The organism is Actinosynnema sp. NPDC059797, assembly GCF_042732085.1.
Taxonomy (GTDB): domain Bacteria; phylum Actinomycetota; class Actinomycetes; order Mycobacteriales; family Pseudonocardiaceae; genus Actinosynnema.
Genome location: NZ_JBHWIE010000285.1, coordinates 1 through 9,183, shown reverse-complemented (window position 1 = coordinate 9,183; position 9,183 = coordinate 1). Strand labels below are relative to the sequence as shown.

At 75.0% G+C, this 9,183-nt stretch carries 4 protein-coding genes; 2 read left to right on the top strand and 2 right to left on the bottom strand.

Going from position 1 to position 9,183, the window contains the following annotated elements; translation table 11 throughout:
• Together ACFV4N_RS34535 and ACFV4N_RS34530 are read right to left on the bottom strand one after the other, a co-directional pair.
• A partial coding sequence (locus ACFV4N_RS34535) for a hypothetical protein (RefSeq protein ID WP_499676862.1) occupies positions 1 to 4,046 on the bottom strand: 4,046 nt, incomplete at its 3' end.
• A 2-nt stretch (positions 4,047 to 4,048) separates the two neighbouring features.
• Positions 4,049 to 7,405, bottom strand: coding sequence for a hypothetical protein (locus tag ACFV4N_RS34530; protein WP_499676861.1), 3,357 nt, complete (start codon positions 7,403 to 7,405; stop codon positions 4,049 to 4,051).
• A 268-nt stretch (positions 7,406 to 7,673) separates the two neighbouring features.
• Between ACFV4N_RS34530 and ACFV4N_RS34525 the strand changes: the two genes are divergently transcribed.
• Entirely contained in the window at positions 7,674 to 8,423 is a 750-nt protein-coding gene (locus ACFV4N_RS34525; protein ID WP_499676860.1) for a GH12 family glycosyl hydrolase domain-containing protein, read from the top strand.
• Positions 8,424 to 8,531: 108 nt separating this feature from the next.
• The coding region (locus tag ACFV4N_RS34520; RefSeq protein WP_499676859.1) for an S-methyl-5-thioribose-1-phosphate isomerase at positions 8,532 to 9,183 on the top strand (652 nt) is incomplete at its 3' end.

Sequence of the window (9,183 nt, the reverse complement as noted above, 5' to 3'; positions counted from 1 at the left end):
GTGTCGGTGTGCACCAGGCGGGTCGCGACGGTGCCGCCGCCGCCGTCGCGGTGCGCCTCGAACTCCTCGACCACCAGCCGCAGCGGACCGGCGCCGCCGGGCAGCGCCACCGCGCCCGCCCACGTCAACTGGCCGTTGCCGGAGGTGGGGTTGGTCAGGGTGGCGGTGAAGCCGCCGCCGGCCGGCTGCCACCGCAGCACCGGGTCGGTCACCCCGTCGAGCTGCCGCTCCACGGTCAGCCGGACCTCGTTGCGCGGGCCGCTGCCGGGTCCGATGGTCGCGCCGGGACCCGTCACCTGCACGGAGCGCGTGGAGCCGGTCCCGGTCACCACGACCGCGCGGTCCGGCGCGAGCTGGGCGAAGTCGGCGGTCACCGCGGCCGACAGGTGGCAGCCGTGCACCGACTGGGGCTGGAAGCGGGCCAGCGCCAGCCGCACGAACGGGAAGTAGCCCTCCAGCGGCGTCTCGCCCTGCCGCGTGATGCGGATGTCGCAGTACCACAGGTCGCGCACGCCGTCGTAGGCCACGTCGTGCGCGGCGACCCGCAACCCGGTGGTCGGGTGCTCGGGCACGGTCATGCCGGTGCCGAAGTGGGTGGCCAGCGGGAAGGAGCTCTGGGACGCGTCGTCGGCCACCGAGGCGGAGTGCTGCGCGGGGTCGTTGCCCCACGTGGTCACCACGCCCCGCAGGTGCTCCGGCACGTCGGTCGTGGGGTCCGGCCACAGCAGCACGCCCAGCTTCTCGCCCTCGCCGCTGGACCACCACGGCCGCTCCAGGTAGACCCGCAGGCCGCCGCCGCGCCGCACGCTCTGGCCCGGCCCGGGGTTCTCCCAGCGGAAGATCGGCACGACCTGGCGGACCACGGGCGCGGCGGGGCGGGCCGAGCTGGGGATGTCGTGCTCCACCACCGCGGGCGCGCTGCGCGTGTCGGGGCGGACGAACGCCACCTCCAGCACGCGGGGCGCGGTGAGCCTGCCGGCGGTGGTGCGCTCGAACCTGCCGGTGGCCGCGTCGGTGAGCACGTAGTCGTAGCCCTCGGGCGCGTCGACGACCTCGGTCCCGAACGGCGCGAGCCGGTACTGCTCGCGCGTGCCCTTGTCGACCACGACCAGGTGCGCCGGGTCGACGGGCGCCCCGAGGGTGTGCGCCGACCCGGTGAACGAGACCTCCCGGTGCTCCCGGAAGAACTCGCCGAACCGGGACACCGCCCGCGCCTCGTACCGCACGCGGCGGCGCTTGGTGTCGCCGAACTCGTGCCGAGCCTGGAACTCCACCACCTCGGTGGTGGGCGCGGGCCCGTGCGCCCGCTCCAGCGGCACGGTGATCGGGGCGGCCCGGAACCCGCGGTCGAGGACCGGCTCGGTCACGCCGTCGTCCACCGGCATCCGCCAGCTCGGGGTGAACTCCACGCCGGCGCTGCTCTTGCGGCTGACCACCATGCTCGGCCCGAGGACCACGTGGGTCGAGCCGACCTGCCCCTCGGCGGGCCGCCGGGCGGTGACGGCGCCGACGGCGGGCACGGCCAGCGGTGTGCGCACCGCGTGCACCAGGGTCAGCGCGCGCGACGGCGTGAACATCCAGTGCCTGCCGCCGACCACCGACTGCCGGACCGCCTCGACGTCCACCTGGTCGGTGGGGTGGGCGGTGTTCCACTCGGCCGCGGCCCGCTGGATCAGCGGCCACAGCGCCATCAGGTCCAGGTCGGCCGCGTCGAACTGCGCGGAGAGCTGGAGCCGGTAGCTGTCGCCGGGCATGAGCCGCACGGTCAGCAGGCGCGCCGACTCGTTCCACGTCCAGCCGGGCGTGCCCTGCTGGAGCCGGAGGCGGAAGCCCTTGGCGGCGGGCCAGGTCGCCGGGTCGACGGCGGTGATCGCGGTGGACGTGGTGCCGCCGGGCAGGCCGCGCACGAGGATCCGCTTGGCCAGCGGCTCGGGCAGGTAGGGCACCGGGAGCTGGTCGGTGTCGTAGCACCAGTGCCGGTCCGCGGGCGCCGGCAGGGGGCGCGCCGAGGAGTGCTGCTCCAGCACGGCGGCGTCCCGGGTGGCCAGCTCGGCGTAGCGGGAGGCGTCCACCGGCCGGCCGGTCGTGGCCCGGTCGAGCATCCCGTGCAGCTCGGCGACCTGGACGCCGGTGCGGGGCGGCAGCACGTGCCGGTCCGCGGCTCCCACGGCGGTGTCGCCGCCGGTGTTGCCGCGCAGCGCCACCACGTCCAGCGACTCGGCCTCGCCCGGCGCGGCGCGCAGCAGCACGTCCGGGGCCGCCACCGGCTCGAACCGGCGGAAGGTCTCCACCGGCGTGCTCAGCGCCGGGTCGGTGACGGCGTCGGCCTGCTCGGCGGTCAGCGAGTTGCCCGCGATGTCCACCACCCGTGCCCGCAGCCGGTACCGCCTGCCGAACCGCAGCCGGGGCAGCGCCCTGGGCGCGAACCTGGTGTCGAAGGGGAAGTCGGGGTCCGGCTTCGCCTTGCCGTCGCCCAGGGCGTTGTCCCCGCCGAGCGCCTTGCCGGGCCGGGGCGCGGCCAGGCTCCAGCCCGCCCAGTGCACCAGCGACTCCTGGACGTACAGGTCCTCGTCGCCGGTGGCGCCGGAGGTCGTCGGCGCGGTCTGCGCCGCCGTCTCCTCCAGCACCGGGACCTCGGCGCCCGTCCGCGCGAACACGTAGACCCCGTCGCGCCACATCAGGGAGAACCACTGCCCGGCGTTCTCGTCGCGCACGTCCCACCGGTAGCCCCGCACCACGTCGTCGGCGTCCAGCGCGATGTCGTCGGTGACCTTGTCGCCGCCCGCGGTGAACGCGGCGTCGTTGACCGCCCGGTTCCGCTCGACCTTCGCCGCCAGCCGGGCGGCGCGGGACAGCCTGCCCACCGAGAACCCGGCCGTGCGCAGCACCGGCAGGGCCTGCTCGTCCGGCGTGCTCGCGCTGCGCTTGAGCAGTTGCCCGCCGCGCTCGACGCGCAGCCGGGTGACGGTGTCGGCGAACTGCCGCACGGCCAGCGCCGCGCTGTCCGGGTCGAGCTGCACCACCGCGAACCGGTCGGTGTCGCCGACCCGCAGCAGCCCGTCGCGCAGGTCGCTGCCGGTGTCCTGCGATGCCGCCGTGAACGCGTGGCCCCGCGCGCCCTTGCCGATCCGGCACCGCATCGTGGGCCGCACGTGCACCGCGTCCGCGAGGCCCAGCAGCGGCTTGAGGTCGGTGACCACGCGCACCCGGGTGACCCGCTCGTTGCCGCGCGCCAGGCCGATCAGGACCGGGTCGGTCGACTCCAGGTCCAGCACCAGGCCCAGCAGCCGCTGGAGGTGGTGGTGCTCGCGGGTCATCGCGACCACCTGGTGGAAGTCCAGCTTCGGCGCGGGCAGCGGCGGCAGGTCGCCGACGATCGGGGCCCGCCTGCGGTGGAACCGCTCGGCCTGGAGGAACGTCAGCGCCACGCCGTCGGCGGTCGTGGCGTCGCCCGGCCGGAACGGCACCGCCCAGCCCGCCGGGTCCTGCGCGCCGAGGCTGAACATGCGCTCCAACTGCTCGCGCAGCCGCCGCTTGCGCTCCGGGCCGAGCCCGGCCCGGTCGCTGTCCAGCTCGAACCCGACGGGGCCGAACGCGTCGTCCGCGACCAGCTCGTCCAGCGTCGGGAACCGCTCGGGCGTGCGGGCGCCGAACCGGCCGTAGCGCTGGTCGACGAAGTCGCGCACGTGGCGGACGGGGTAGGAGCGGAAGCGCCGCCGGGTGAACCGGGTCAGCGCGTGCCCGTCGACGCGCGACGCGCCGGTGAACAGGGCCGTCCAGTGCGCGCTGCCCGGGGTCGACACGCGCCTGGCCGCGGCGCGCACCGGTCTGCCGGTGCCGGGGTCGGTGATGTCGGGGAACTCCAGGTGGAACGCCGCGCCGGAGACCCGCGCGGGCCAGTCGGTCCAGTCGGGGAACCCGGCCAGCGCGCCGGGCGCCGGGTCGGGCAGCAGCCGGGGTGCGACGTGCAGGGAGAACCGCACCACGTCCACACCGGGGGTGACCCCGTTGGGCAGCACGGTCCAGGTGATGGTCTGCTTGCTCATGGTCAGGCTCCCACGGGTGCGAACGCGGCGCAGTAGGTGTTCCAGTCCTGCTGGGTGCAGGTCGCGCCGAAGGGGTGGGCGGGCGCTCCCGGCGCGGCGGCCAGTGCCGTGCGGTCGCCGCCGGGCGCGCGTCGGGCGGCGGGCGCGGGCGTCTTGGCGAACTCGCGCCGGGTGCGGACGGTGAAGGTCTCGCTGAACAGCCACAGCTCGATCGAGACGGTCACGCTCGCCTCGCCGACGAGCACCGAGCTGCGGTCGGCCTTCTCCTGGTAGGTCAGGCCCAGGTAGAACTCGACCGACACCTTGACCAGGCCCAGGAAGTCCAGGCTGCCGCGCAGCCGCAGGAACGCGGTGAGCCCGACCTGTTGGCGCTCGACCTCCGCGCCGCCCTCGACGACCTCCACCCTCTCCAGCAGGTAGGAGATGCCGCCGACGGCCTCGACGCCGCCGCTGGCGACGCCCAGGTCGAGCGCGAACGCCGCGCCGAAGGTGAAGCCGACCTCCAGCCGCTCCAGGCCGTCGGCGCCCACCGCGATGCCCGCGTGGCCGCCGCCGGAGAACCAGCCGATGCGGAGGTTGAACGGCCGCTCCCGGGTGTTCAGGTCGAAGCTGACCCGCACGGCGCTGCCGTCGAACGGGACCGCCACGTTCGCGCGCACCACCAGCTCCGCGAGCGCGAACACGCCCACCTCGACGGAGGGCAGGGCGAACCGCAGCCCGGCCTGGACGCCGGTGGTGCCGATGATGACGTCCAGGTGGTCGCCGAGGAACGAGCACAGCGAGGCCAGCTCCTCGACGAACTTGAAGGACTTGTGGAACCGGACCTGGCGCACCCGGCAGTCGATCGCGGTCGTGGCGCCCGTGGCCTGCGTGAACCGCAGGTGGTCGAACTCCAGCGTGATGACCTGCCAGTCGCCCCGCGTCCCGAACAGGTGCAGGGCGAAGTCGCGCAGCTCGCCGTGGACGCGTTGGCCGGGCTCCACGTCGGCGTTGCGGGGGTGGGTGTAGGTGGCGAGCACGGTGAGCGTCCGGGCGGACGGCTCGCCGGGCGGCAGCGGCAGCGGCTCGAACACCGGCAGGTTGGCGGGACCGGCCTGCACCTTCGGCGTCCAGCTCACCGTCGCCTCGTCGGCGTCGATGTCGTGGCGGTAGCGGTGGCTCACCTTCGGCGCGTCGTCCGGGTTCTTGGTGGTGGCGCCCGGTATCGCCAGCAGGTCCTTGATCGGGATGCCGCCGAGGACCTTGGCCTTGCTCACGTCGCCGAACATCTGCTCCGGGTTGTACAGCTCCCGGGCCGCGTCGATCGGGACGGCGGTGATCGGCCCCATCTTGGCCGACAGCCCCCGGATGGCGCCGCTGGGCGTGGCCAGCCCTCCGGCGGAGGCGGGGGAGAAGTCCAGCGCGGGCGCCCCCGGGGTGGTGGCGGACCTGAGCGCCGCACCGGCGTCCGGGTGCACGGCCAGGAAGACGCCGCCCGAGTTGGTGGCCTCCTCGTGGCCGTCGGACAGGTAGATCGCGGCGTACTCGAACGGCGTGGCGGCCACCGCGTTGCCGGTCAGCCGGGCGACCTCGGGCAGCCGCAGCACGGCCCGCTCCAGGTGCGGGTGGAACGGGGCCTTGCCGGCGGCCAGCAGGTCGGCCTTGGCGCCGGAGGAGGCGTGCGAGTTGAACACGACCTGGTCGACGGTGGCGGTGGTGCTGCCGGCCGGGTGTCCGCCGCGCCGCGCCAGGGCGATCCGGCGGCCCCCGGTGTCGGCGGTGCGCGCGGCGACGGGTTCGGGCTGGTCGCCGGAGTTGTAGGCGTCGTGGACGCGGGTGAGCAGCTGGTCTGCGCCGGTGATCGCGGCTTCGGGCACGAACACGACGGGCGCGGTGAAGTCGACCTCGTGGCCCTCGTGGTCGACGCCCCTGAGGTGGAAGGGGATCGGCGTGCCCGGCGCGGCCGCGGCGCGCGGCACGAACGAGCTGGTCGACGTGGCGGCGCCGCCGCCGGCGAAGTCCTTCCGGTCGGCGGGCGGCACCAGGGGCGGGGTGGTGCGGGTGAGCACGCGGATCGCGGTGAACGGCAGCCTGCGCTGCTGCCGCTCGGGGATGGTCGCGTCGCCCTCGTAGGCGCGCACCTGCTGCTGGACCACCAGGAACTGGGTGCGCCGCAGGTAGGCGTACCAGGGGCCGGGGGTGCCGTCGGGGTTGGGTCGGCGCTCGACCCGGCGCTCGGCCACCTCGACCAGCGAGGCGCGGTGCCCGTAGGGGAACAGGAAACCGGTTTTCTCGGTGCGCGCGAAGTGGTCGCGGCCCAGGGCGGCCCGGTGCTGCCACCCCTTGAGGTCGAGCGCGGCCGTCGACTGGTAGTTCCACCGGCCCGCGAGGTCGAAGGTGGCGCCGAGGCTGCTCAGCGACAGCTCCGCCACGTCGATCGGCTCGGGCAGGGTCGGGGAGGGCTGGGTGCGCAGCGCCGGGTCGGCCGACAGCCGCACGATCGACAGCCGCTCCCTCGGCGGCAGCGGGTGGTCGATGCCGTCGGTGTTGGTGGTCGGCACGGAGGACGGGTCCTGCGCCCACGCGGCCATCTGCGCGTCGGTGAGCCAGATCGCCCGCACGGTGCGGCGCCGGGCCTGGTCCTCGACGGTCCCGTCGCCGGTCCGCGCGCCCAGGCGGGTGTGCCACAGCTCGGTCCACCCGTTGGCGGTGACCGGCGCGACGGCGTGCCGCCAGCCCCCGGTCTCGTCGGGGGACAGCAGGACCCGCCACGGCAGCTCCAGCGCGGTCTGCGTGTCGGTCGGCGCGACGAGGGCGGACGAGGTCTGGGTGGTGGTCGCGGTGGGCGCCAGACGCGGCGCGAAGCCGGTCCACCCCAGCAGGTTGTCCAGCGTGAGGGCCATCGGCAGCGCGGCGGTGATGTCGAAGGCCAGCCTGCTCGGGCCGGCGACCCGGGTGGGCAGCGGCAGGTCGCCCAGCCGCAGCCGGTCGGTCAGCACCCGCTCCAGCACCGCCTGCGGCGGGAAGTGCACCACCAGGTACGCGCCGCCGGCGGCGACCCGGCGCAGCTCGGCGCCGCCGGCGGCCTGGACCACGTCGGCGTTGAACAGGTCGACGCGCAGGTTGAGCAGGTCCTCGCGGCGGCGCAGGTGCAGCGTCCGGGTCGCGGTGGCGGTGAGCGCGACGTCCCCGCCGCGCGCGCCCGGTGGGCCGCCCGACGAGGCGACCGCCAGCACCAGCCCGCTCGCGCCGGTCAGGAACAGGAACCGGCGGCGGTCGACGGTCCGGGGTTCGACGGTCCGGGGCTCGACGGTCCGGGGTGCACCGGCCTGGTCCCCGCCGGGCAGGGGTTCGCCGGGGGACAGGTGGTTCTCGTCCATCGCTGGTCCTCTCGTGTCCGGTCGCGCTGACCGAGCGTGGTGCCCGCCGCGTGCGAGCGGCAGGTCCACTGCCCGGCGGCCTGCGCAGAACCACTGGGAGGCCGGTGGACGAGGACCGGTGCGGCCGCGGTGGAGGCGGGGCCGGGGCGCGGCGGGGTGCGCACGTCACCGGAACGGACTGTGCGCCGACCGCGTCCGCGGGTTACCTTGGGAGCGCTCCCAGAGCGCTCTGCGCCATCGCCGCCGCGGAACCTTCGAGAGGAGTTCCATGCGAAGCACCCTCCGGGCCCTCGCGCTGACCGGCCTTTTGGCCGCCGGCGCGCTCGTGTCCGCCGCCGGACCGGCCCAGGCCGACGTGACGATCTGCGACCAGTACGGCTCGACCACCATCCAGGGTCGCTACGTGGTCCAGAACAACAGGTGGGGTTCCTCCGCCACGCAGTGCATCAACGTCACCTCGTCCGGCTTCCAGATCACCCAGCAGCAGGGCTCGGCGCCGACCAACGGCGCGCCGCTGTCCTACCCGTCGGCCTACCTCGGCTGCCACTACGGCAACTGCTCGCCGGGGTCGAACCTGCCCATGCAGGTCAGCCGCATCCGGAGCGCGAACTCGTCGATCAACTACCGCTACACGGGCGGCACGTACAACGCCTCGTACGACATCTGGCTCGACCCCACGCCGAAGACCACCGGGGTCAACCAGATGGAGATCATGATCTGGTTCAACCGCCAGGGCTCGATCCAGCCGATCGGCAGCGCCGTGGGGAACGCCACGGTCGGCGGCCGCACCTGGCAGGTCTGGCGCGGCAACAACGGCGGCAACAACGTCATCTCCTACGTCGCGCCCTCGCCCATCACGTCGTGGTCGTTCAACGTGCTCGACTTCGTCAACGACGTGCGCAACCGCGGCGCGATCACCAGCTCCTGGTACCTGACCAGCATCCAGGCCGGTTTCGAGCCGTGGAACGGCGGCACGGGCCTGGCGGTCGACAACTTCTCGGCCTCGGTCAGCGGGTAGCGGCGGACGGGGTGCGCCCGACCGCCAGGGCGCACCCCGTGCCGGGACGTGATCGTCCGTTCGTGTCGCCCGCTTCCCCCGACCGGGCCGGCTCGGCACACTCGGACCATGCGGACGATCGACTGGGCGGACGGCCGGGTCATCGCGATCGACCAGACCCTGCTCCCGGACGAGCTGACGACGCTGCGCATCGACACGGTCGACCAGCTCGTCCACGCCATCCGCCGGTTGGCCATCCGCGGCGCGCCCGCCCTCGGGGTGGCCGGGGCGCTCGGCGTGGCGCTGGCCGCGTGCGGCGGCGGCGACGTCCGGGCGCAGGCGGCCAGGCTGCGGTCCGCCCGCCCGACCGCGGTCAACCTGGCCTGGGGCGTCGACCGGGTCCTGGCGCGGCTCGAGGAGGGGCTGGACGCCGTGGTCGCGGAGGCCGTCCACGTGCTGGAGGACGACGTCCGCCGCAACCGCGAACTCGGCCTGCGCGGCGCCCGCTGGCTGGTCGACCGGCTCGGCGGGCCGGTCAACGTGCAGACCCACTGCAACGCGGGCGCGCTGGCCTGCGTGGAGTGGGGCACCGCGCTCGGCGTGGTCCGCGCGCTTCGGGACGCCGAAGCCCTGGGCCACGTCTACGTCGACGAGACCAGGCCGCTGCTCCAGGGCAGCCGGCTGACCGCGTGGGAGCTGGCCCGGATGGGCGTCGACCACACCGTGGTCGTCGACTCCGCGGGCCCGACCGTGATCGCCCGCGGCCTGGCCGACGCGGTGG

Coding starts and splice junctions, on each gene's coding strand:
- ACFV4N_RS34530 (WP_499676861.1), bottom strand. CDS start 7,405: ATGGACGAGAACCACCTGTCCCCCGGCGAACCCCTGCCCGGCGGGGAC.
- ACFV4N_RS34525 (WP_499676860.1), top strand. CDS start 7,674: ATGCGAAGCACCCTCCGGGCCCTCGCGCTGACCGGCCTTTTGGCCGCC.